Source organism: Nocardia vinacea NBRC 16497, assembly GCF_000308835.1.
In the GTDB taxonomy this organism is placed as follows: Bacteria; Actinomycetota; Actinomycetes; order Mycobacteriales; family Mycobacteriaceae; genus Nocardia; species Nocardia vinacea.
The window spans coordinates 81,134-101,708 of record NZ_BAGN01000220.1 but is presented as its reverse complement, the minus strand read 5'-3'; the positions used below and the strand labels follow the sequence as shown (position 1 = coordinate 101,708).

Here is a 20,575-nt window from a genome sequence, read left to right as displayed (position 1 = left end):
CTGGCTACTCTCGGAGTCAGCAACCAGTGAGTTACCCATTGGCGGACCCGGCGTAGTGCCCGCTCAGTCTGATCGAGGGGGCGCAGGTGGCGACAATAAGTAACCCGCCGACGGTTGGTCGGCTGAGATACGCTCGGGGCGTGACCGAAACACCTTCCGGCGGTGCTGAGCCGGGGCCGGAACCGGAAGACAACGGGGGCGTTCCGTCCGAGGTGACCATACCGTTGGTGCCCGCCGATGAGGACCGATCCGCTCGTCGTCCCGGCTCGGGAATGCGCCGCGGGCAGTTCTCCGCCTTGATGAATGCCGCGAACCAGCGACCCGACATCATCGGTGTGCTGCGCAAGGCGCGTGAACAGCTGCCGGGTGACCCGTCTTTCGGTGACCCGCTTTCGGTTTCGGGTCCAGGTGGCGCCCGCGCGGTGGCGCGCGCGGCGGATAAGTTGGTCGGCGATACGCCTAGCGCGGCCCGGGAAATCGGGTTCGGCGCACTGCAGGTCTGGCAGGCCATGTTGGAGCGCGTCGGTCGCGGTCGAGGTAGCGAAGAAATAACTGTGATGTTCACGGACCTCGTGGCGTTCTCCAGTTGGTCGCTCTCGGCGGGCGATGAGGCGACCCTCGAACTGTTGCGCGGGGTTGCCAAGGCCATCGAGCCGCCGATCGCCGATCGCGGCGGTCAGGTGGTCAAGCGCATGGGTGACGGCGTGATGGCCGTGTTCACCTCGGCCGATCGTGCGGTGCGTGCCGCTGTGCAGGCAAAACGGAATCTGGCCGACGTCAGTGTGCGCGGTTATCGCCCGCAGATGCGCGTCGGTCTGCACACCGGCTCGCCGCGTGAGATCGGCGGCGACTGGCTCGGCGTGGATGTGACGATCGCCGCTCGTGTGATGGAGGCCGGCGGCAACGGCAACACCATGCTTTCGCACGCGACATTGCAGTCCGTCGCGCCGGAGACGCTCGAGGAACTCGGGTTCTCGGTCAAGCCGTATAGGCGCAGTTTCTTCGCCGCACCACTGACCGGCGTGCCGGAGGATCTGCGGATCTTCCGTCTGTCCAAGAACTCTGTTTGATTAGCTCTGTCTGATGGCAGCGCCTGCGGCGCTGCGTGTTCGCGGCCCCCTGTGTCTCGCGTCCGAGCCGTCGAGACTCGCGCCTGCGGCGAATGCGCTTCGACGGCTCGGCTGTGTTCGATGGCCGCGCCTTCGGCGCGGACGCGAGACGGGCCGCGGACGGGTTGCTCGTAAGACTCGCTCCGTTGTGGCTGAGTGACCGGTGGGATGTCTACATCAACCAGGCGACCGCACCGGCGGCGGCGAGGACGGCGAGCACCACCAAGGCGATGGCGAGCGGGCGCGCGGTCTTCCAGGTGGAGTATGCCCCGCCCAGGAGGAACCCGGCCAGCGCGAACAGGATGACGGACGACATCCAGCCATTCTGCCTCGCGCCCTCTATCCGATTAACAAGCACGCGTGCTTGCTTTTTTCTGGACCGGGTGTGATGCTGGACTCCGGAACGCGGACTCCACCGGCGTCACAACGCGGCGCGCCGGGACGGTTCGCCGCACAGGAGGGCCTTCCAGCTGATGAGTATGCTGGCCGCCGATCCGGAGCTGATCCGAATCGGCAACTGTTCCGGGTTCTACGGTGATCGGCTCAGCGCCATGCGGGAGATGCTCGAGGGCGGGCAGCTCGATGTGCTCACCGGGGACTACCTCGCCGAGTTGACCATGCTGATCCTCGGCCGCGACCGGATGAAGGATCCCAGTCTCGGCTATGCCAAGACCTTCGTCCGGCAGATCGAGGACTGCCTCGGGCTGGCACTGGAACGCAATGTTCAGATCGTCACCAATGCGGGCGGACTCAACCCGGCCGGGTTGGCGGAGAAGCTGCGCAAGGTCGCGGCGGATCTCGGACTCGATGCCAAGGTCGCGCACGTCGAGGGTGACGACCTGCTCAGTCGTGCGGGCGAGCTCGGCCTCGGGTCACCGCTGACCGCGAATGCCTATCTCGGTGCCTGGGGCATCGTCGAATGTCTGAATGCGGGCGCGGATATCGTGGTCACCGGTCGGGTCACCGACGCCTCCGTGATCGTCGGCCCGGCCGCCGCTCATTTCGGTTGGGGGCGAACGGATTACGACCAGCTTGCCGGTGCGGTGGTGGCCGGACATGTCATCGAGTGCAGCACGCAGGCCACCGGCGGTAACTTCGCGTTCTTCACCGAGTTGGCCGATCTCGGACGGCCCGGATTCCCGATCGCCGAAGTGCGCAGGGATGGCAGCAGCGTCATTACGAAACATCAGGGCACGGGTGGTGCGGTTACGGTGGATACCGTTGCGGCACAGCTGATGTACGAGATCCAGGGTGCGCGTTATGCGGGGCCGGATGTCACCGCGCGGCTGGACACGATCGAGCTGAATCGAGAGGGTTCGGATCGGGTGCTGATCAGCGGGGTGACCGGGGAAGCGCCGCCGCCGCAGCTCAAGGTTTCGCTCAATACTCTCGGCGGTTTCCGCAACGAGATGGAGTTCGTGCTCACCGGACTCGATATCGAGGCGAAAGCCGAACTGGCGCAACGACAGCTGGAGTCCTGGCTGCCCGTGCGGCCCGCGGAGTTGACCTGGACCTTGGCGCGTCTCGACCGGCCGGATGCCGAAACCGAGGAACAGGCAAGCGCTTTGCTCCGCTGTGTGGTTCGTGATCCGGATCCGAACAAGGTCGGCCGCTCCTTCTCCAATGTCGCGGTCGAGCTGGCATTGGCCAGTTATCCGGGTACCAACTTCACCAGCCTGCCTGGCAATGGTTCGCCGTACGGCGTGTACACACCGGGATTCGTCGATGCCGCCGAGGTGCCGCACGCGGCCGTGCTCCCGCAAGGCACTCGCGTCGATATCGCACCCGCATCGGACACGCTGGAATTGGCCGACGTGGCCGAGCCGGAACTGCCGGAGCCATTGCCCGCCAACGAAACTCGCCGAGCACCGCTTGGCGCGATCGCGCTGGCCCGCAGCGGCGACAAGGGCGGCAATGCCAATATCGGCGTGTGGGTGCGCACCGATGAGCAGTGGCGGTGGCTTGCCCATACGCTGACGGTGGAGCGGATCAAGGAACTGTTGCCCGAAGCCGTGCCGCTGACCGTCACCCGGCACGTGCTGCCGAATCTGCGTGCCGTGAACTTCATTATCGAGGGTCTGCTCGGACAGGGTGTGGCCTACCAGGCCCGCTTCGATCCGCAGGCCAAGGGGCTCGGCGAATGGCTGCGCTCGCGTCATGTTGATATCCCATTGGAGTTGCTATGAGTCCGTGGAATACGCCGGAACGGCGCGAATTGCGCGCCACCGTAAGGGGTTTCGCCGAGCGCGAGGTTCTTCCGTACCTGGACGCCTGGGAGCGCGACGGCGAGATCCCGCGCGAACTGCACAAGAAGGCCGGAGCGCTCGGACTGCTCGGCATCCAATTCCCGGAATCCGCAGGCGGTTCCGGTGGTGACGGTATCGACGCCATGATCGTCTGCGAGGAAATGCATCAGGCCGGTTGCTCGGGCGGCCTGTTCGCCTCGCTGTTCACCTGCGGTATCGCGGTACCGCACATTATCGCCTCGGGCAACGAAGACCTGATCGAGCGCTTCGCACGCCCGACGCTGGCCGGGGAGAAGATCGGCTCGCTCGCCATTACCGAACCCGGTGGCGGCTCCGATGTCGGCCACCTCACCACCACCGCGCGCCGCGACGGCGACCATTACATCGTCAATGGCGCGAAGACCTACATCACCTCGGGTGTGCGCGCCGATTTCGTTGTGACCGCCGTGCGCACGGGCGGCCCCGGCTCCGGCGGAATTTCGCTGCTGGTGGTGGAGAAGGGCACGCCGGGCTTCACGGTCAGCCGCAAGCTCGACAAGATGGGCTGGCTGGCCTCCGATACCGCCGAACTGTCCTATGTGGATGTTCGGGTGCCGGTGGAGAATCTGGTCGGACCGGAGAATTCCGGCTTCTATCAGATCGCCGGCGCGTTCGTCAGCGAGCGGGTCGGGCTCGCGGTGCAGGCATATTCACAGGCCCAGCGTTGCCTCGACCTGACCTTGGACTGGGTGCGCAACCGGGAGACCTTCGGTCGCCCGCTGATCAGCAGGCAGGCCGTGCAGAACACGGTGACCGAAATGGCGCGCCGCATCGACGTGGCCCGCGTCTATACCCGAGATGTGGTGCAGCACTGGGGGACGGTAGCCGACGCAGTCGGCGGGGTGGGTAGATACAGCGCCGATGGCGAAACCGATTTGATCGCCGAGGTCTGCTTCGCCAAGAACACCGCCGTGGAGGCGGGCGAATGGGTGGCCAATCAGGCCGTGCAACTGTTCGGCGGCCTCGGCTATATGCGCGAATCCGAGGTCGAGCGGCAGTACCGCGATATCCGCATTCTCGGCATCGGCGGTGGCACAACGGAAATCCTGACCGGACTGGCGGCGAAACGATTGGGGTACCAGTCTTGACGACACTACGCACCACACTCGATACCGCATCGCCGGAATACGCGGCGGCGGCCGAGGCCATGACCAGCAAACTCGCCGAGGTGGAGGTCGAATTCGCCAAGGCCGTCGCGGGCGGTGGCCCGGATAAGCTGGCCCGGCATCGCAAGCGCGGCAAGTTGACCGCGCGCGAGCGCATCGAACTGCTCATCGACGAGGATTCACCATTCCTCGAACTGTGCCCACTTGCCGCGTGGGGCAGCGACTTCCACGTCGGGGCGAGCGTGGTGTGCGGTATCGGCATTGTCGAGGGTGTGGAATGCATGATCGTCGCGCCGGATCCCACGGTGCGCGGCGGCACCTCGAATCCGTGGACGTTGCGCAAGAACCTGCGCATGAACGACATCGTCATGCAGAACCGACTGCCGGTGATCGGACTCGTCGAATCCGGCGGCGCGGATCTGCCGACGCAGAAGGAAGTCTTCGTACCCGGCGGGCGGATGTTCCGTGATCTCACCAGGGCATCGGCGGCCGGAATCCCCACCATCGCTTTGGTTTTCGGCAATTCCACCGCAGGCGGTGCCTACATTCCGGGCATGTCCGACTACACGGTGATGATCAAGGAGCGCTCCAAGGTATTCCTCGGCGGGCCGCCGCTGGTCAAGATGGCCACCGGTGAGGAATCCGATGACGAATCGCTCGGCGGCGCGGATATGCACGCGCGCGTCTCGGGTCTGGCGGATTATCTGGCGGTCGACGAGCAGGACGCGATCCGCATCGGCCGCTCCATTATCAAGCGCCTGAACTGGAAGAAGCAGGGTCCGTCACCGCGCGCCGAGGTGATCGAGCCGCTGTACGACCAGGAGGATCTGCTCGGTATCGTCCCGGCCGATCTGAAGATTCCGTTCGATCCACGCGAGGTGATCGCCCGCGTCGTCGACGGCTCCGATTTCGACGAATTCAAACCCCTCTACGGCAGCAGCCTGGTCACCGGATGGGCGGAGCTGCACGGTTATCCGGTCGGCATTCTCGCCAATGCGCGCGGCGTGCTGTTCTCGGAGGAGTCGCAGAAGGCGACCCAGTTCATCCAGCTGGCCAACCAGTCGAATACGCCACTGCTGTTCCTGCACAACACGACCGGCTACATGGTCGGCAAGGAGTTCGAACAGAAGGGCATCATCAAACACGGCGCGATGATGATCAACGCGGTCTCGAATTCGAAGGTGCCGCATATTTCGCTGCTGATGGGCGCGTCCTACGGTGCGGGCCATTACGGCATGTGCGGTCGCGCCTACGATCCGCGGTTCGTTTTCGCTTGGCCCAGCGCGAAATCCGCCGTCATGGGCGGCGCGCAGCTGGCCGGTGTGATCTCGATCGTGGGCCGGGCCGCCGCCGAGTCCAAGGGCATTCCGTTCAATGAGGAGGCCGATGCCGGGATGCGCGCGATGGTGGAGGCGCAGATCGAGGCCGAGTCGCTGCCGATGTTCATGTCGGGGCGGCTGTACGACGACGGTGTGATCGACCCCCGTGATACCCGCACGGTATTGGGAATGGCCTTGTCGGCCATTCACAGTGCCCCAGTCAAGGGTGCCGATGGCTTCGGCGTCTTCCGGATGTGAGGGACGAAATGACAGCATCGCGTAGCGATTCCGTGAGGGGCGGTGGTCGGGCGACGGGTGGGCCAGCATCGCGTAGCGATTCGATGACGGCCGGCGGTCAGGTGACGGGTGGGCCTTTCACCAATGTTCTGGTAGCCAACCGTGGTGAGATCGCCCGCCGGGTTTTCGCGACCTGTCGTCGCATGGGGATCGGCACGGTCGCGGTCTACTCCGATGCGGATGCCTCGGCACCACACGTCGCCGAAGCCGATGCGGCGGTACGTCTTCCGGGCAATACACCCGCCGAGACCTACCTGCGCGCAGAGCTGATCATCGAGGCCGCCTTGGCCACCGGCGCCGACGCCATCCATCCCGGTTACGGATTCCTTTCCGAGAACGCGGAATTCGCACAGGCTGTACTGACGGCCGGACTGGTATGGATCGGGCCGCCGGTCGAGGCCATCGAGCAGATGGGTTCGAAGGTCGCTTCCAAGAAGTTGATGGACGCGGCCGGAGTGCCGGTACTCGCCGAACTCGATCCCGACGAGGTGACCGCGGCGCAGCTGCCGGTGCTGATCAAGGCATCCGCCGGTGGTGGCGGGCGCGGCATGCGTGTGGTGCGCGAACTCGCCGATCTGGAACCGCAGATCGCCGCCGCGCGCCGGGAAGCCGAATCGGCATTCGGCGATCCGACGGTGTTCTGCGAGCGGTACCTGGAGACCGGCAGACATATCGAGGTCCAGGTCATGGCCGATACCCACGGCACCATCTGGGCCGTCGGCGAGCGGGAATGCTCCATTCAGCGCCGCCATCAGAAGGTGGTCGAGGAGGCACCGTCCCCGCTGGTCGAGCGGATCGACGCCATGCGCGCGTCAGGCCAGGAGGCGGCAGCGGAGCGTGACCACGCAGGCGTGGCCGATGGACAGAGCATGCGCGAGCGGCTGTTCGAGGCGGCTAGGCTGGCAGCCAGCGCGATTGGGTACACCGGTGCCGGGACCGTGGAATTCCTCGCCGACGAGGCGGGTGACTTCTTCTTCCTGGAGATGAATACCCGGCTGCAGGTGGAACATCCGGTCACCGAATGCACCACCGGACTGGATCTGGTGCGGTCTCAGTTGGAGGTCGCGGCCGGCGGCGAATTGGCTGCCGTGCCGCCACCACTGCACGGGCACTCGATCGAGGTTCGGTTGTATGCCGAGGATCCCGCGAACGAGTGGCAGCCGCAGAGCGGGACGGTGCACCGGCTCGATATCCCTTCGGTGGTAACCGAATTCGATGTTCTCGATCGACCGGGCGTGCGTCTGGATACCGGTGTGGTGGACGGTTCGGTTGTCGGTGTGCACTACGACCCGATGCTCGCGAAGGTCATCTCCTACGCCGACACTCGCGGCGACGCGGCACGACTGCTGGCAACGGCGTTGCAGCGAGCCAAGATTCACGGTTTGGTGACCAACCGCGATCTGCTTGTGCGGGTGCTGCGGCACCCGGCGTTCCTGGCCGGAGACACCGATACCGCCTTTTTCGAAACGCACGGATTGGATTCGCTCTCCGCACCTTTGGCGAGCGAGGCCGATGAGGCACTGTCCATCGTCGCCGCCGCACTCTCGGATGCCGCGGCGAACCGGAAGGCGGCCAGGGTCGGCGGCGGGCTGCCCGCGGGCTGGCGAAATCTGCCGTCGCAGTCGCAGCGCAAATCGTACGAGAGCCGCACCAGCGGAATACATGACATCGGTTACCGCTTCACCCGAACCGGTGTCGCGGTGGATGGTCACGATGGACTCGAATTGGTGCAGGCGGGGCCCGAGCGCGTGGTCCTCGCGGTTCCGGGCGAACGCGGCCTGGTGCGTAGGCAATTCGATATCGCCCGCTACGGCGATCTGGTCTGCGTGGATTCCCCGCTCGGGCCGGTATCGGTGCGCAGACTGCCGCGCTTCAGCGATCCGGCCGATCAGGTCGCGCACGGTTCCCTGCTCGCGCCCATGCCGGGCAGCGTGATTCGCATCGGCGCCGAGGTCGGCAGCGCCGTCGAACAGGGCCAGCCGATTCTGTGGCTGGAGGCCATGAAGATGGAGCACACCATCTCCGCGCCCGCCGCCGGCGTGCTCAGCGCCCTCAATGTCACTGTCGGCCAGCAGGTCGATGTCGGCGCCGTGCTCGCCGTCGTCGATCCCACCGAATCCCAGGAGAACTGATGAGTTTTATCGAAACCGACGAGCAGAAGGCGCTACGGGCCGCGGTCGGCGCGCTCGCCGCGAAGTACAGCTTCCGTGACTACGTGCTGCCGAAGGCGCGCAGGAACGAACCGCTCACCGAATTGTGGGATGATGCAGGCAAACTCGGCTTCCTCGGCGTGAATCTGCCGGAGGAGTACGGCGGCGGTGGTGCGGGCATGTACGAGCTCGCGCTGGTCATGGAGGAGCTGTCCGCGCAGGGCGCGGGCCTGCTGCTGATGGTGGTCTCACCGGCCATCTGCGGCACCATCATCACCAAATACGGCACCGACGAGCAGAAGCAGAAGTGGCTGCCCGAACTCGCCGACGGAACCGCCAAGATGGTCTTCGGCATTACCGAACCCGACGCCGGTTCGAATTCGCACCAGATCACCACCACTGCGCGTCGCGACGGTGACGACTGGATCCTCAACGGCCGCAAGATCTTCATCTCCGGCGTGGACCAGGCCGAGGCAGTGCTCATCGTGTCGCGCACCGAGGACCACAAGACCGGCAAGCTCAAGCCCGCGCTGTTCATCGTGCCCACCGATACCCCGGGCTTGGTCAAGACGCCGCAGGAAATGGACATCATCGAGCCGGACCACCAGTTCACGCTGTTCCTCGATGACGTGCGTCTGCCCTCGGATGCCCTGGTAGGCAAGGAAGACGCCGCACTCATGCAGCTCTTCGCGGGCCTCAACCCGGAGCGCATCATGGGCGCCGCCATGGCAGTCGGCATGGGGCGCTACGCCATCGATCGTGCCGTCGAATACGCCAAGGAACGCACGGTGTGGAAGACGCCGATCGGTGCGCACCAAGGCATTTCGCATCCACTCGCCGCGGTGAAGGTCGAGGTGGAGCTGGCCAGGCTGATGATGCAGAAGGCTGCGACGCTCTACGACGCGGGCGATGAGATGGGTGCGGCCGAGGCCGCGAATATGGCGAAATACGCTGCGGCGGAAGCCAGTATCAAGGCGCTCGATCAGGCCATTCAGACCCACGGCGGCGCTGGACTCACCAAGGAGTACGGCCTGGCCGCCATGCTCGCCGCGGCCCGCATCGGCCGCATCGCGCCGGTCAGCCGGGAGATGGTGCTCAACTTTGTCGCCCAGTACTCCCTTGGCCTGCCCAAGTCGTACTGACCCAGAGGAGGCCGGAAATGAATTCAGCGTCGCATCGCGACTCGATGAGGGGGGTGGCCGGATGACGGGCGGGTCGACATCTACCGCTCCGTACGTGCGGTATGAGGTGCGCGACGGGTTCGCCACGCTGACCCTGGATTCGCCGCACAACCGCAACGCGCTGTCGTCGCGGTTGGTCGACGAGCTGCTGCGGAGCCTCGACGATGCCGCGGCGGATCCCGCCGTCCGTGGCATCGTGCTCGCGCACACCGGCAATACCTTCTGTGCGGGCGCGGACCTCACCGAGGCCAGCAATGCCGATCCGGCGGTGGCCGCCGATGAGCGCACCCGGGTGATGATCGGTGTACTGCGCAGGCTCGTCGAAACACCGAAGCCGATCATTGCTCAGATCGACGGCAATGTGCGCGCAGGTGGCATGGGCATCGTCGCGGCCTGTGACATCGTCGTCGCCGGTCCCGGCAGCAGTTTCGCACTCACCGAGGTGCGAATCGGGTTGGCGCCGTTCATGATTTCGCTGACCCTGCTGCCGCGGCTGAGCCCGCGCGCCGCCAGTCGCTACTACCTCACCGGCGAGAAGTTCGGCGCGGATATCGCCGAGCAGATCGGCCTGGTCACCATCACCGCCGACGATCCGGCGGCCGAGGTGGCCCGGCTGTGCGCGGAGCTGCGCAAGGGCTCCCCGCAGGGTCTCGCCGAGGCCAAGCGACTGGTCAACGCGGGCATCCTGGCCGAGTTCGACAGCTCCGCCGAGGAGCTCGCCACCCGCTCGGCGAGCTTCTTCGGTACGCCCGAGGTGCACGAGGGCATGCTGGCCTTCCTGCAGCGCCGTCCACCGAGCTGGGCAGAATAGCGCCATGGCAGCGATCTCGAGGCCCCCAGTGGCGCCCAACGAACCCAAGCAGGACCGCAGCCGGGCCACCCGGCAGCGCCTGCTCGAGGCGACCATCGATTGCCTGGCGGAAATGGGTTGGGCGGCGGCCACGGTCTCGGTCGTCGCGGAACGGGCCGGGGTGTCACGGGGCGCTGCCCAACATCACTTCCCGACCAGGGAAGACCTGATCACCGCCGCACTCGAGTACATGTTCGACACCCGTACCCAGCAGGCCAAGGGCGAGGCGAAGACGGTGGCCGCGCTGGCCGATGGCGTCGAGCGCACCGAGGCGGTGGTGGCCGGGCTGGTCGAGTCCTACACCAGCCCGCTGTTCAAGGCGGCGCTGCAGGTGTGGACGCATGCGGCCGCCGATCCAGCGCTGCGGGAGCGAATTGTGCCGCTGGAGGCCAAGTTCGGGCGCATTTCGCATCGACGGGCCGTGGAGGCGTTGGGCGTGGACGACGGTGATCCGGTTACCCATCACCTCGTTCAGGCGACGCTCGATATGGCGCGTGGACTGGGGCTGGCCGATGTCCTGACCGACGACTCGGCGCGTCGCAAGCAGATCGTGTCGCAATGGGCGGCCACGCTGCACGCCGCACTGCACGCCCCACCGCCCTGACGCCCGGCTGAGTCGCCGGGCGACTCAGTCCTCGTTGGAATCCTTCGCCGGTGACACATGCCGGAACCAGGCGGCCGTCTCGTCAGCGGTGAGCACCCGCTCCAGCGTCAGATCGCCGACCATATGCGGATAGAAGCGTCCGGCTGGCCAATTGCGTTGGTACGGAGGTGGATCCAGCACCAGCGAATTCCTTTGCGCCGTCCGGTGTTATCGCGAGATTCGCCAGCACGCCGGGTGCGCAAGCCACGGGATCCGCCCCACCCTCGACGCACGCGCCGATGAGGACCGCGATATTCGCTCGCGGTCCCGTCGGCACATCGGGCAGCAGCTCGGCGAGCCGCTTCCCGCCCTGCGCAAGCTCTTTCGGAGTCGCCGATTGGTAGTGGCGATGCAGTTCCGAATGAGCTTGTTGCTGAGCGTCCGGGTCCTGCGCGTGCACCGCGCTCTCGAAATCGAATACGGCGTCGATGAATCGATCGGCGGTCGAACTCATACCCGCACGCTAACAGCTTGCCACTAAAGGGAATTCGCTGTCAGCAGAGCCCTGCCTGCTGCATATGGCCCTCGTCGACCGCGTAGGAGGTGGAACCGATCAGGACGCCGAGGAGTCCGCCGATGACCAGTCCCGGAATAGCGCCGACGAAGAAGAGGGGCAGGCCCGCGATGCCGCCGATGGTGGCGCCGAGCAGACCGCCGACCAGCGTCCGGACCTCGATGGTGTCGCCGGGCGCCAGGCACTGCCCGATGAGGTCGGCCTGCGGGGTCGGTTCGGCTGCCGCGGCGATCGGTGCGGTCGCGACCGGTGCGGTCGGCTGGGGCGCTTCGCCCGGTGCGGCCGATGCGGTCGACGCGAAGCCGACGGTGAGCGCGATGGCGACGAGTGCGCCGATGACGGTTAGGACGAATCTCGAAATGCTTCTCACGTTTTTCCTGATGGTCGGAGTTGGCGCAACTGGCTCATCATTCCCGGAGTTCGCGGCATGCGAAAGGGTTTCGAATGAATGCCGCATTAAGAGGATTTCGAGGAAGCAGGTAAAGGGATCTCGAGGAACGGTCCGAAACGGCATGTCACACTCGTGCGCGCTGCGTCGTCCTCACTGTGAAAGCGCAACAGCGCAGCGAAAATAGGAGCAGGAACCATGTCGAATATCAAGAAGATCGCGGTGGCCGGAGCGACCGGACGGCTGGGCCGCCACGTCGTGGATGTCCTGAACGAGCAGGGGCACGAGGTCGTCGCATTCTCCCGGGCCAACGGGGTGGATATCGAGACCGGCGTCGGGCTCGTGGAAGCGCTCGACGGGGTGGATGTCGTCATCGACGCATCGAGCACGCCGTCCGCGGACCAGACCATCGCGACCGAATTCTTCCGGGCCGCGGCGCGCAACCTGCACGAAGCGGGGCAGAAGGCCGGTGTCGAGCGGCTGGTCGTGGTGTCCATCATCGGCATCGATGGCTCGCTCGCCGGATACAACGCCGCGAAGCTGGCACATGAGGCCGCGCTGCTGGAAGGGCCGCTGCCGGTGCAGATTCTGCGGGCCGCGCAGTTCCACGAGTTGGTCGAGGTGATGGTGCAGTGGGGGACCCAGGGCGAGGTCGCCTACCTGCCGAAGATGCGCACCCAGTTGGTCGCGGCGCGTGCGGTGGCCGAGGCGCTGGTGGAATTGGCGGTGCATCCGGCGCCGGAGTCGCTCGACGGACCGTTCCCCGAGATCGCGGGACCACAGCCGGAGACCATGGCGGGTGCGGCAGGTCTGCTCGTGGCGAAGCTCGGTGCGCCTGCCCAGGTGATCGAGTCGAGTGATCCGGCGAACCCGGATCGCGCGCAGTTCGAGAACGGTGGGCTGTTGCCGGGTGCGCACGCGAAGTTGGCGGGTCCGACATTCGCCGAGTGGCTCGAAGCCACCTACGCCTAACCGACACCGCAAATCGCCCGGGGCACACGCACCGGGCGAATTGCTTTGCGCGCCAGCCCCGCACTGTTGGTCGGGATCCGCACCCGATGTGGGTTTCCCAACAGGGTGCGGATCCCACCACAGCGGATCAGTGCGCGGCGGTCAGATCGTAGAGGGTGATGCCGTCGACTTCGGTCGCGGTGAAGTGCTCTTCCACCCACTTGCTGATCTCGCTGCTGGTGCCGGAGCGGCCGAAACCGAATCCATCACCCTCGCCGCCGCGATTGCCACTGCCGATGAAGTAGTGGATCTTTCCGTCGGCGACATACTGCTTGAACTGATCCAGCGTCGGTGAGGGATCGCTGCCGTTGAAGCCGCCGACCGGCATGACCGGCAGTTCGGTGGCCAGCTGGAATCCGGCGGCACTGTTGGAGCCGGTGGCGGCGGCGACCCAGGTGTAGTCGGAGCCATTGCTTTCCAGCAGTGCGATGACCTTCTCGCTCGGCCTGCTCGCGCCGAGTAGACCACCGGCGGGGCCGCCCATCATCGGATTGCCTGCGGCCTCGTTGGTGCCTTGTATATTGGCTTCTCGCCCCTGAGCGCCATTCGTATTGCGGCCGTCAGTGTTTCGTCCACCGGGCATACCGCCGCCGGGACCGCCTGGACCCCCGAAGCCGCCTGGACCCCCGAAGCCGCCCTCGCCGCCGGGACGATGGCCGAACATCCCGACATTCGGTCCCGCCGACGGGATCCCGCCCTCGTGTCCGGTCGAAATGGTCTGAGCGGAATACGCGACAGGCCCGGCGAATCCGGTGAATGCGGCGGCCAATGCCGCGACCAGCGCCACCTTCCGCGGTGCGGGCAGCAGCACCGCGATGGTCGCGAGCACACCGACCACCAGCACCGCCCAGCGCAACCATGGCACGAAGCTCGAGCTGCGCGACAACAACATCCACGACGTCGCGGTGGTCAGACCGACCGCGAGCCCCGCGAACAATCGAACCCACAGTCGGTGCCGTTCCCGCCACAGCTGAACCGCGCCGATACCGACCAACGCGGCGACCGCCGGAGCCAGCGCCACCGTGTAGTACTGGTGGAAGATGCCCGCCATGAAGCTGAACGTCAGCCCGGTCACCAGCAGCCAGCCGCCCCACAGGATCAGCGCCGCGCGCCGTCCATCGGTGCGAGCAGCCTTGCCGCGCAACAGAATTCCCGCTAGAAGCGCGACCAATGCGGCGGGGATGAGCCAGGCGATCTGACCGCCCTGCGCTGGTTCGAACATCCGGGTGATGCCGGTGCTGCCCCACATGCCACCGCCGCCACCGCCGCCGCCCGGCATATCGCCACCGCCGGGGGTGACGCTGCCGTGTTCATTGCCGTTCAAGCGACCGAGACCGTTGTAGCCGAGAGTGAGCTCGACGATCGAATTATGTTGCGACCCACCGATCCACGGTCGCGAAGACGCCGGCCACAGTTCGACCGCGAGCAGCCACCAGCCGGCCGCGACGATCATCGACAAACCCGCCGCGAGCAGCTGCAGGATCCGCTTGCCGAGTTTGGGCGGTCCGGCGAACAGATAGGTCAGCGCCAGTGTCGGCACTACCAGCAGCACCTGCAATTGTTTGGTGAGGAATCCGAATCCGATGAAGACACCGGTGAGTACCAGCCAGCGGGTGCGCCCGTCCTCGACCGCCCTGGTCATCGCCCAGGCCGCCGCGATCATCAGGAATACCAGCAGCGCGTCCGGGTTGTTGAACCGGAACATCAGTGCGGCGACGGGCGTCACCGCGAGCGCCAGTCCGGCGATGAGTCCGGCGGCCGGGCCGAAGGGCCTGCGCACCGTTGCCCACACCAGTGCCACCGAGGCGACACCGAGCAGCACCTCCGGAACCAGGATGCTCCAGGAATTCAGCCCGAATGCCCGCACCGACAGTTCCATCAACCACAGCGAGGCCGGTGGTTTGTCGACGGTGATCGAGTTCGCCGCATCCGAGGAGCCGAAGAAGAAGGCCTTCCAGGATTCCGAACCCGCCTGTACCGCGGCGGAATAGAAGGAATTCGCCCATCCGCTGGCGCTGAGGTTGCACAGGTAGGCGATTCCGGTGCCGAGCAGCAGTACGGCCAATGCCGGGTATTCCCAGCCGATCTCGCGCTTGGGGCGCGATTGCGGCGGTACCGCTGTCGACGGTGGCGTGAGCGTAGATGTCACTGTTTTCCGCCCTCGGTGACCAGCGCCGTGCGGGTGGCCGTCGGGTTACGGAACACCCAGCGCAGGCCGACGAATCGGATCAGCGTGGCAATGAGATTGGCGACCACGAGTACGAACAATTCCAGATGAACGGCGGCGTCGGGTGCCCAACGGTGCAAGGCGAACAACGATCCGCTGGTGACCAACAAGCCGAAACCGAATATCAGCAGACCTTGGAATTGGTGTGACACAACGCCATTCGATCCGCGGACCCCGAAGGTGAAGGCGCGGTTGGCGGCGGTATTGCCGACCGCGGTGATCAGCAGCGCGACGAAGTTCGCGACCTGCGCGCCGGTCATGGGCTGCAACACCAGGTACAGCAGCATATAGGCGAGCGTGGAGATGACGCCGACTATCGCGAACCGCACCACCTGCCCGACCATCCCCAACGGCACACCGGGAACCAGTGGTTCACGGCCGACCGAGCGGCGCAGCTCGTCCAACGGCAGCGCACCGGTCGTCAGTCCGCGCAGCAGTCGCCACACGCCGAGGAGATCCTTGCGCGCGGTGTCGATGATGTCGACCCGGCTGTCCGGATCATCGATCCAGTCGACCGGCACCTCGTGGATACGCAGTCCGGCCCGCTCGGCGAGCACCAAAAGCTCGGTGTCGAAGAACCATTCACCGTCCTCCACCAGCGGCAGCAGCCGCCGCGCCACATCGGTGCGCATCGCCTTGAAACCGCACTGCGCATCCGAAAAGCGGGCCTGCAGTGAGGCTTTCAGGATCAGGTTGTAGCAGCGCGAGATGATTTCGCGCTTGGGTCCGCGCACCACACGCGACGCCGCGTCGAGCCGGGTGCCGATGGCCAGATCGGAGTGGCCCGAGATCAGCGGAGCGACCAGGGGCAGCAGCGCATTGAGGTCGGTGGACAGATCCACGTCCATGTAGGCGACGACCTGGGCGTCGGAGTGCTCCCACACCGCGCGCAGTGCGCGGCCGCGGCCCTTGGCATCGAGGTGCACAACCCGCACGTCAGCGAGTTCATCGGCGAGCAGCTGCGCGACCTGCATGGTGTCGTCGGTGCTCGCGTTGTCGGCTACGGTGATCCGCGCCGGGAACGGGAACCCGTCGCGCAAGTAGGCGTGCAGCCGCCGCACGCAGACACCCAGGTCGGCCTCTTCGTTGTAGACGGGGATCACGACGTCCAGCACGGGCGTGATCACCGTTTCGGTCATTTCCGCCCGGTGCGCGGCGGTCGTCGATTCGGTCATGGTGACCACCCTCGCGAACCGCGCTGGACCCTGGCTGGGCCCTACCTGTGAGGTTCCTGGGGACCGTGCCTACCGCACCCGCCGAATCCGCAACACGGTGTCGGTACGCAGCCCCACCTGCCCCTCCGGCCACGTGACTTCCCGCTCGACCGCATCCTTGGTCTCCACGTTCCAATCCGGCCCCAGAGCCAGCCCGTCGAGCACCTCATCCATCGTCGGAAAGTGCACGTCATGCCGATCCTCGACAAACGACGGCCACCCCGCATGCCCAGCAATCAACAAAACCCCGCCGACGCCCACCGCTTCGGCGGCCCGCCGCAGAACCTTCGTCCGCTCCTGCTCCTGCGCCACCGGCGAATGAAAGAACTGCGCGGAAACCAAATCGAACTCTCCGTCCGGAAACGATTGCGCCAGATCATGTTCCGCGAACGTGATGCGCTCCCCGACGCCCGCCGCATCGGCATGCGCAGCCGCACGCCGCAGCGCTGTCGGGGACACATCGACCGCGGTAACGCGCCACCCACGCCCCGCGAGCCAAACGGCGTCCGCACCCTCACCGCATCCGAGGTCCAACGCGGTCCCCGGCTCGAGCTCCACGGCCTCCCGCACCAACAACGGATTGGGATTCCCGGTCCAAACCTGATCCCGATCTCGATAGAACTCTTCCCAGAACTCCTGAGCAGGCTGCGCTGCGGTGCTGTCGGTCATCCGTCGATCTCCCATCCGAGTTACCGGGCGGTGGGATATCCGCCCTGATCGCATGATGTCCGCGGAGCCCGAAGCGGCGCCAGATTCTTTGCCGTTTCAGCAACAGTCGGTCGGCGCTTGCTCACGCTGAAGCTGCGCAGATCGGAGCCCGGTGGACAACCCGTGCCGGTACGGCGACGCGACAAGCTTGCGGCGGCGTGGGAGGTCGATCGGGTTCCGGGCGGCTCGGCGTAGCGTACGGTCTTGGGATCGGGACCGCTCAGGTCTCCAATCGAAGGACGTGCATGTCCGACAAATCTCCGCGCAGCGCAATGTCGAAGAAGTCCGGGAAGTCCATCAAGGAGAAGCGAGCGGAGAAGAAGGCGAAGTCGGGCGGAGATGCCGGCGGGGAGACGATCGTTCCCAAGAAGCGCTGACGCCGGCGGGGCGCCGCTGACCGAGCCGACCGAGGTCGAGTGAGGTGTTGGTACCGTCGGATTCGTGATGCGCAGCGGGCGGGATGTAGATGAGGTGCCGCCCAAACGGGTAGATGCGCGGACCGAGCGGTGGCGTGAGCATCGGCGCAAGGTGCGCGCGGATTTTGTCGACGCGGCCTTCCGCGCGCTCGACAAGTTCGGGCCCGAGGTAAGTATGGGCGATATCGCCAAGGAGGCCGGTGCCGCGAAACCCAAGCTGTACCGGCATTTCGAGGATAAGACCGACCTCTACAACGCCATCGTCGACCGGGTTCGCGACATGCTGTGGGAACGGATCGTCGCGAGTGCCGATCTGACCAATGATTCAGCGCGCGAGTTGATTCGGCGCGGTGCGGCCGAATATGTGCTCGTGGTGACCGAACATCCCAATGTCTTCCGGTTCATGCTGCACAGCCACTTCACACGGCGGGCGGACGAATCCGAGCGGGCGCTGCAGTCCGCGCGCCGGTCGGCCAAGCGGGCCGCCGATCTGTTCACCGGACTGCTCGCGGACAAGTCCGTGCAAGTGTCCAGCGTCGAACTCGTCAACTATTCCGTCTTCGGCGCGGTGGCCTCGGCCACCGACTGGTGGCTGGGCGCGAACCGCCTACAGGCGCATACGATGCCGACGGAGCAGTTCGTCGCCTATCTGGCCGAGATCATCTCCGCGCTGGCCGAGGCCAACGCACGGTTGAACGGCATCGGTATCGACGCGAATCTGCCACTGCACCTGGCTTTTTCCAGCGAATAGACAATATTCGATCGAACCCACCGGTGGCGCCGACCGCGGGCGCGCCAGTGGCGGTCGGCTACCGCATCCACCTCGAACGCCAGTGTTCTCGTTGACCGCATCGTCGAGGCCAACGGTGGCTGCGATGCCCTCAGTATGAACCCACCCACCGACAAGTTTCGGCGCCGAACCGATGTCTATGAGGACAGGCGCCAGAGCGGGGAGACGGGCCCGTGGCCTGCGCCGAGGTTGTAGGACGCGGCGAGGCATCGGTAGGTCCAGTCCTTGGCGAACGCGACGGCATCGGGCACCGAGTAACCGTTGGCGAGGGCGCATGCGATGGCCGCGGCCAGCGTATCGCCGCCACCGTGGTCGTTACCCGTGCTGATTCGCGGTGCGGTGAACTCCAGGAACTGGTCGCCATCGAAGAGCAGATCGGTGCTGACCTCCGAGGACCGCAGATGTCCGCCCTTGACGATCGCCCACTGCGCCCCGAGCTTGTGCAGCGCCTCGGCCGCCCGCCGCGCGGAGCCATCATCGGTGACCTCGATGCCGGTGATCAGGCGCACCTCGTCGAGGTTCGGCGTCACCACTGTGGCCAGCGGGATCAGCGTGTGCCGCACCGCGTCCAACGCCTCCTCGTGCAGCAGCGGATCGCCGTGCATGGACGCCGCCACCGGATCGACCACCAGCGGTGTGCGGCCCTGTCCGATCCCCACCTCTTCGCAGACCGCCGCGACCGACTCGATGATCGCGGTCGAGGCCAACATCCCGGTCTTGGCCGCCCCGACCCCGATATCCCCGACCACCGACCGCACCTGATCGGCCACGATCCCCGGCGGAATCTCATGGAACCCGCTCACCCCGACCGAGTTCTGCACCGTCACCGCGGCCACCGCGACACACGCGTGCACCCCGCACATGGCCATGGTCCGCGAATCGGCCTGAATGCCTGCGCCGCCGCCGGAGTCGGTCCCGGCGATAGTAAGGACACGAACCGGGGTCTGCCCGTCGGGCACCAGCGGCAGCAGTTTCACACCCCAGACCCTAACGACTCGCCCAGAAGGATTCGGATCTGACCGATCGCCTCCCTGGTCGGGGCGTATCCACTTCGGTTGGATCGGTCCAATGTCCCTCACCTTCCACTGGTTTCTGCCAACCAATGGTGACAGCCGCAATGTCGTCGGCGGTGGTCACGGTGCGAACGCCACGAATTCCGCCGGTGACCGGCCGCCGAGCGTGGCGTACCTGAGCCAGATCGCCGCGGCGGCCGAGTCGCTCGGCTTCGCGGCGGTCCTGACGCCGACCGGTGCGTGGTGCGAGGACGCCTGGCTCACCACCGCCATGGTCAGCCAGGCCACCGAGCGGCTGAAGTTCCTGGTGGCGCTGCGTCCGGGTTTCCTCTCGCCGACGCTGGCCGCGCAGATGGCGAGCACCTTCCAGCGCCAGACCGGCGGCCGACTGCTGATCAATGTGGTCACCGGCGGCGAGTCCAGTGAACAGCGCGCCTACGGCGACTTCCTGGACAAGGACTCCCGCTACGTCCGGACCGGCGAATTCCTGGAGGTCGTGCGGAAGCTGTGGGCGGGGGAGACCGTCAGCCTTACCGGCGAGCACATCCACATCGCCGACGCGAAACTGACACAGCCGCCGAACCCGGTGCCCGAGGTGTACTTCGGCGGATCCTCGCCGATCGCGGGCACCATCGCGGCCAAGCACTCCGATGTCTACCTGACCTGGGGTGAACCGCCCGCGCAGGTCGCGGAGAAGATCGCCTGGGTCCGCAAGCTGGCCCAGCGCGAGGGCCGCACGGTGCGTTTCGGCATCCGGCTACATGTGATCACTCGCGACACCGCGGCGGCGGCTTGGGCCGAGGCGAACCGGCTGCTGGCCGGTTTCGATCCCGCGGCGGTCGCTGATATCCAGAAGTCGTTGGCGCGCAGCGAATCCGAAGGACAGCGCCGGATGCTCGCGCTGCACGAGGGGTCCAGTGACGCGCTGGAGATCTACCCGAACCTCTGGGCCGGGATCGGGCTGGTGCGCGGCGGTGCGGGCACGGCGCTCGTCGGCAGCCACGACGAGGTTGCCGAGCGCATCCTCGAATACCGCGACCTGGGCATCGACGAGTTCGTGCTCTCCGGATATCCGCATCTGGAGGAGGCCTACTGGTTCGGTGAGGGTGTGCTGCCGCGGCTGGCGGCGCGCGGGCTGTGGCGGCATCCGGATGCGCCGGTCGCGGCACATCCTGGTCTCGAAGTCGCGTCGTCCTGATGGTGGCCTCCGCCGAACCGGCTGTGGCCGAGGGTGATTCGCCGGCGGTTGACCTGCCGCGCACCGATGTCGACGCCGACGAGCTGCGCGCCTCCCCGGAGTTCGCCGCACTGCGGCGCGAGATCGGTTCGGCGGTGAAATCCGCGGCCGCCTGAT

Annotated in this window: 20 protein-coding genes; 13 read left to right on the top strand and 7 right to left on the bottom strand. The window is 66.2% G+C overall.

The features are described 5' to 3' along the window. Positions 1 to 140: 140 nt before the first annotated feature. Positions 141 to 1,070, top strand: a complete 930-nt coding sequence (locus ON44_RS31365) for an adenylate/guanylate cyclase domain-containing protein (protein WP_373283224.1) — start codon at positions 141 to 143, stop codon at positions 1,068 to 1,070. Positions 1,071 to 1,281: 211 nt separating this feature from the next. Here the strand turns inward: ON44_RS31365 and ON44_RS51395 are convergent, their stop codons facing one another. Continuing rightward, complete coding sequence (locus ON44_RS51395) at positions 1,282 to 1,425, bottom strand: CG2302 family histidine operon protein (RefSeq protein WP_169338115.1); 144 nt, start codon at positions 1,423 to 1,425, stop codon at positions 1,282 to 1,284. A 157-nt stretch (positions 1,426 to 1,582) separates the two neighbouring features. Here ON44_RS51395 and ON44_RS31360 point away from each other — a divergent pair, with 157 nt between their 5' ends. The 7 genes from ON44_RS31360 to ON44_RS31330 all read left to right on the top strand — a co-directional run bounded on the left by ON44_RS31360 (position 1,583) and on the right by ON44_RS31330 (position 10,901). Next, complete coding sequence (locus tag ON44_RS31360; protein WP_040696714.1) at positions 1,583 to 3,295, top strand: acyclic terpene utilization AtuA family protein; 1,713 nt, start codon at positions 1,583 to 1,585, stop codon at positions 3,293 to 3,295. Further along, positions 3,292 to 4,482 (top strand): acyl-CoA dehydrogenase family protein, encoded by a 1,191-nt coding sequence (locus tag ON44_RS31355; protein ID WP_040696712.1) that lies wholly within the window; start codon positions 3,292 to 3,294, stop codon positions 4,480 to 4,482. Before ON44_RS31360 ends, ON44_RS31355 begins: the two co-directional genes overlap by 4 nt. Further along, positions 4,479 to 6,077 carry an acyl-CoA carboxylase subunit beta gene (locus tag ON44_RS31350; RefSeq protein ID WP_040696710.1) on the top strand — a complete coding sequence of 533 codons (1,599 nt, stop codon included), beginning with the start codon at positions 4,479 to 4,481 and terminating at the stop codon, positions 6,075 to 6,077. The genes ON44_RS31355 and ON44_RS31350 overlap by 4 nt, the downstream gene beginning before the upstream one ends. An 83-nt stretch (positions 6,078 to 6,160) precedes the next feature. Continuing rightward, positions 6,161 to 8,248 (top strand): acetyl/propionyl/methylcrotonyl-CoA carboxylase subunit alpha, encoded by a 2,088-nt coding sequence (locus ON44_RS31345; RefSeq protein WP_051182644.1) that lies wholly within the window; start codon positions 6,161 to 6,163, stop codon positions 8,246 to 8,248. After that, the gene (locus ON44_RS31340; protein ID WP_040696709.1) at positions 8,248 to 9,408 is read left to right on the top strand and encodes an acyl-CoA dehydrogenase family protein; all 1,161 of its coding nucleotides are present in this window, start codon (positions 8,248 to 8,250) and stop codon (positions 9,406 to 9,408) included. Before ON44_RS31345 ends, ON44_RS31340 begins: the two co-directional genes overlap by 1 nt. A 61-nt stretch (positions 9,409 to 9,469) precedes the next feature. After that, entirely contained in the window at positions 9,470 to 10,258 is a 789-nt protein-coding gene (locus tag ON44_RS31335) for an enoyl-CoA hydratase family protein (protein ID WP_040696707.1), read from the top strand. Positions 10,259 to 10,262: 4 nt separating this feature from the next. Continuing rightward, positions 10,263 to 10,901 (top strand): TetR/AcrR family transcriptional regulator, encoded by a 639-nt coding sequence (locus ON44_RS31330; RefSeq protein ID WP_051182643.1) that lies wholly within the window; start codon positions 10,263 to 10,265, stop codon positions 10,899 to 10,901. 24 nt (positions 10,902 to 10,925) lie between these two features. On the opposite strand, the gene ON44_RS50625 is transcribed toward ON44_RS31330, so the two are convergent. Further along, the gene (locus ON44_RS50625; protein WP_157187365.1) at positions 10,926 to 11,081 is read right to left on the bottom strand and encodes a hypothetical protein; all 156 of its coding nucleotides are present in this window, start codon (positions 11,079 to 11,081) and stop codon (positions 10,926 to 10,928) included. A gap of 353 nt (positions 11,082 to 11,434) precedes the next feature. Beyond that, entirely contained in the window at positions 11,435 to 11,824 is a 390-nt protein-coding gene (locus ON44_RS31320) for a hypothetical protein (protein WP_040696695.1), read from the bottom strand. Positions 11,825 to 12,040: 216 nt separating this feature from the next. Here ON44_RS31320 and ON44_RS31315 point away from each other — a divergent pair, with 216 nt between their 5' ends. Continuing rightward, the gene (locus ON44_RS31315; RefSeq protein ID WP_040696693.1) at positions 12,041 to 12,814 is read left to right on the top strand and encodes an SDR family oxidoreductase; all 774 of its coding nucleotides are present in this window, start codon (positions 12,041 to 12,043) and stop codon (positions 12,812 to 12,814) included. A 127-nt stretch (positions 12,815 to 12,941) separates the two neighbouring features. On the opposite strand, the gene ON44_RS31310 is transcribed toward ON44_RS31315, so the two are convergent. The 3 genes from ON44_RS31310 to ON44_RS31300 all read right to left on the bottom strand — a co-directional run bounded on the left by ON44_RS31310 (position 12,942) and on the right by ON44_RS31300 (position 16,963). Then, positions 12,942 to 15,002 (bottom strand): ArnT family glycosyltransferase, encoded by a 2,061-nt coding sequence (locus ON44_RS31310; protein ID WP_040696690.1) that lies wholly within the window; start codon positions 15,000 to 15,002, stop codon positions 12,942 to 12,944. After that, positions 14,999 to 16,255 carry a bifunctional glycosyltransferase family 2/GtrA family protein gene (locus ON44_RS31305; protein WP_040696796.1) on the bottom strand — a complete coding sequence of 419 codons (1,257 nt, stop codon included), beginning with the start codon at positions 16,253 to 16,255 and terminating at the stop codon, positions 14,999 to 15,001. Before ON44_RS31305 ends, ON44_RS31310 begins: the two co-directional genes overlap by 4 nt. A gap of 69 nt (positions 16,256 to 16,324) precedes the next feature. After that, positions 16,325 to 16,963: a class I SAM-dependent methyltransferase gene (locus tag ON44_RS31300; RefSeq protein ID WP_040696688.1), complete on the bottom strand. Its 639-nt coding sequence runs from the start codon at positions 16,961 to 16,963 to the stop codon at positions 16,325 to 16,327. A gap of 284 nt (positions 16,964 to 17,247) precedes the next feature. Here ON44_RS31300 and ON44_RS53535 point away from each other — a divergent pair, with 284 nt between their 5' ends. Continuing rightward, positions 17,248 to 17,379 (top strand): hypothetical protein, encoded by a 132-nt coding sequence (locus ON44_RS53535; protein WP_281005308.1) that lies wholly within the window; start codon positions 17,248 to 17,250, stop codon positions 17,377 to 17,379. A gap of 67 nt (positions 17,380 to 17,446) precedes the next feature. Beyond that, entirely contained in the window at positions 17,447 to 18,169 is a 723-nt protein-coding gene (locus tag ON44_RS31295) for a TetR/AcrR family transcriptional regulator (protein WP_040696685.1), read from the top strand. Positions 18,170 to 18,345: 176 nt separating this feature from the next. Here ON44_RS31295 and thiD read toward each other — a convergent pair whose 3' ends face one another. After that, entirely contained in the window at positions 18,346 to 19,185 is an 840-nt protein-coding gene (thiD, locus tag ON44_RS31290; protein WP_040696683.1) for a bifunctional hydroxymethylpyrimidine kinase/phosphomethylpyrimidine kinase, read from the bottom strand. Between the two features lie 91 nt (positions 19,186 to 19,276). Here thiD and ON44_RS31285 point away from each other — a divergent pair, with 91 nt between their 5' ends. After that, the gene (locus tag ON44_RS31285; protein ID WP_040696681.1) at positions 19,277 to 20,419 is read left to right on the top strand and encodes an LLM class flavin-dependent oxidoreductase; all 1,143 of its coding nucleotides are present in this window, start codon (positions 19,277 to 19,279) and stop codon (positions 20,417 to 20,419) included. Beyond that, complete coding sequence (locus tag ON44_RS50620; protein ID WP_157187364.1) at positions 20,419 to 20,574, top strand: hypothetical protein; 156 nt, start codon at positions 20,419 to 20,421, stop codon at positions 20,572 to 20,574. The genes ON44_RS31285 and ON44_RS50620 overlap by 1 nt, the downstream gene beginning before the upstream one ends. The last annotated feature ends 1 nt before the right edge of the window (position 20,575 follow it).

What these genes read in the sequence shown, in the direction of transcription:
- ON44_RS51395 (WP_169338115.1), bottom strand. Translation starts at nt 1,425, where the DNA reads ATGTCGTCCGTCATCCTGTTCGCGCTGGCCGGGTTCCTCCTGGGCGGG.
- ON44_RS31360 (WP_040696714.1), top strand. Translation starts at nt 1,583, where the DNA reads ATGAGTATGCTGGCCGCCGATCCGGAGCTGATCCGAATCGGCAACTGT.
- ON44_RS31355 (WP_040696712.1), top strand. Translation starts at nt 3,292, where the DNA reads ATGAGTCCGTGGAATACGCCGGAACGGCGCGAATTGCGCGCCACCGTA.
- ON44_RS31345 (WP_051182644.1), top strand. Translation starts at nt 6,161, where the DNA reads ATGACGGCCGGCGGTCAGGTGACGGGTGGGCCTTTCACCAATGTTCTG.
- ON44_RS31340 (WP_040696709.1), top strand. Translation starts at nt 8,248, where the DNA reads ATGAGTTTTATCGAAACCGACGAGCAGAAGGCGCTACGGGCCGCGGTC.
- ON44_RS31335 (WP_040696707.1), top strand. Translation starts at nt 9,470, where the DNA reads ATGACGGGCGGGTCGACATCTACCGCTCCGTACGTGCGGTATGAGGTG.
- ON44_RS31330 (WP_051182643.1), top strand. Translation starts at nt 10,263, where the DNA reads ATGGCAGCGATCTCGAGGCCCCCAGTGGCGCCCAACGAACCCAAGCAG.
- ON44_RS31315 (WP_040696693.1), top strand. Translation starts at nt 12,041, where the DNA reads ATGTCGAATATCAAGAAGATCGCGGTGGCCGGAGCGACCGGACGGCTG.
- ON44_RS31305 (WP_040696796.1), bottom strand. Translation starts at nt 16,255, where the DNA reads ATGACCGAATCGACGACCGCCGCGCACCGGGCGGAAATGACCGAAACG.
- ON44_RS31300 (WP_040696688.1), bottom strand. Translation starts at nt 16,963, where the DNA reads ATGACCGACAGCACCGCAGCGCAGCCTGCTCAGGAGTTCTGGGAAGAG.
- ON44_RS53535 (WP_281005308.1), top strand. Translation starts at nt 17,248, where the DNA reads ATGTCCGACAAATCTCCGCGCAGCGCAATGTCGAAGAAGTCCGGGAAG.
- ON44_RS31295 (WP_040696685.1), top strand. Translation starts at nt 17,447, where the DNA reads ATGCGCAGCGGGCGGGATGTAGATGAGGTGCCGCCCAAACGGGTAGAT.
- ON44_RS31285 (WP_040696681.1), top strand. Translation starts at nt 19,277, where the DNA reads ATGTCCCTCACCTTCCACTGGTTTCTGCCAACCAATGGTGACAGCCGC.
- ON44_RS50620 (WP_157187364.1), top strand. Translation starts at nt 20,419, where the DNA reads ATGGTGGCCTCCGCCGAACCGGCTGTGGCCGAGGGTGATTCGCCGGCG.